Origin of the sequence: Saccharopolyspora cebuensis (genome assembly GCF_039542665.1) — a bacterium.
Classification (GTDB): domain Bacteria; phylum Actinomycetota; class Actinomycetes; order Mycobacteriales; family Pseudonocardiaceae; genus Saccharopolyspora; species Saccharopolyspora cebuensis.
The window spans coordinates 1-1,344 of record NZ_BAABII010000039.1; the positions used below are offsets into that span (position 1 = coordinate 1).

The 1,344-nt window shown below is 66.1% G+C and carries 1 protein-coding gene and 1 pseudogene; one reads left to right on the forward strand and one right to left on the reverse strand.

Annotation, left to right across the window (positions count from 1 at the left end; translation table 11 throughout):
• Window positions 1-175: 175 nt before the first annotated feature.
• Window positions 176-976, forward strand: a complete 801-nt coding sequence (locus tag ABD976_RS29440; RefSeq protein WP_345368320.1) for a DUF5131 family protein — start codon at window positions 176-178, stop codon at window positions 974-976.
• Here ABD976_RS29440 and tcmP read toward each other — a convergent pair.
• Window positions 907-1,122: pseudogene (gene tcmP / locus ABD976_RS29690) on the reverse strand (three-Cys-motif partner protein TcmP); the annotation flags it as partial. The gene ABD976_RS29440 and the pseudogene tcmP overlap by 70 nt on opposite strands.
• Window positions 1,123-1,344 lie beyond the last annotated feature (222 nt).

The following is a 1,344-nucleotide window of genomic DNA, read 5'->3' on the forward strand; positions in this document are numbered from 1 at the left end:
GACAGCCTTCCGGGGACCGTGGGCGCCCACCGGCCGGTCGTGGATAGCCTGCCGATCATGCTGACCGCTCAGGAGATTTCCGGGCGAACAGACGCGGGTCAGCGGGGCGGGATCGGCACCACGCTTGTCGGCGGTCGTCGTAGTGTAGGACCACCCCCCGACGAAAGGGGACATGATGAGCACTCGATCGCGCATCGAGTGGACTGAAACAACGTGGAATCCCACGACCGGGTGCGACCAGGTTTCGCGTGGCTGCGACCACTGCTATGCGCTGACGCTGGCCAAGCGGCTCAAGGCGATGGGCTCGGAGAAGTACTCCAACGACGGTGATGCCCGCACCAGCGGCCCCGGTTTTGGTGTGACCGTACATCCGGCCTCGTTGGCTGAGCCGCTGCGCTGGAAGCAGCCGCGGCTGGTGTTCGTCAATTCCATGAGCGACCTGTTCCACGCCAAGGTGCCCGTGGACTTCATCCGCCGTGTTTTCGCGGTGATGGAAGCGACGCCGCAGCACACTTACCAGGTGCTGACCAAGCGAGCCCGCCGGATGAAGCGGCTGGCGCCGGGCTTGAGGTGGCCGGACAACCTCTGGGTCGGAACCTCGGTGGAAGACGACGCCGTGCTGGATCGCATTGACGATCTGCGTGCTGTCCCCGCGGCGGTGCGGTTCCTGTCGTGCGAGCCCCTGCTGGGGCCCTTGCCGGAACTGGACTTGACGGGAATCGGATGGGTGATCGCCGGGGGCGAGTCCGGCCCCGGCGCCCGACCGATGTCGGCCGAGTGGGTCCAGGACCTCCGTGATCAGTGCCAACGCGCGGGGGTGCCGTTCTTCTTCAAGCAATGGGGCGGCCGCACCCGGTCCCGGTCGAGGAACATCCGCTCGACAGACTCATGCTTGAGCAGCCGGTCCAGGACGAACACCGGTGAACCCTCTTCGCCGTCTGCATACAGTCCCGGACCGGCGAAGGCATCGACATAGGTGACGCGCGGACGCAGGTAACCGTCCTTCGTCGGCTGCAGCATGATCGGCCACCACGCGTCCATGTACCGCTTGTACAGCCGGTGCTTGGCTTCCGTCGCCGGCTCCAGTTTCCACAGCAGGCTCATCCCACGTCCGGTCCTCATCGGTGATCACGGCCGCTCCGGAGACTAGCGACTGCACCTGTCGAGGAAAGGCTCTTTTCGGGCATGAGTCGGCACCAGCAGCGCTACGCACCGTCGCATACCGACCTTCTCGGCACCGGATCCCCACCCTGACCGTCGAGGCACGTCGGCGAACACGACGGTCACCAGACGGCTCCTGAGCTGCACTCGACCGGGCTTCCACCGCAGGATGTCCGGCCCCTG

What these genes read in the sequence shown, in the direction of transcription:
- ABD976_RS29440 (WP_345368320.1), top strand. Translation starts at nt 176, where the DNA reads ATGAGCACTCGATCGCGCATCGAGTGGACTGAAACAACGTGGAATCCC.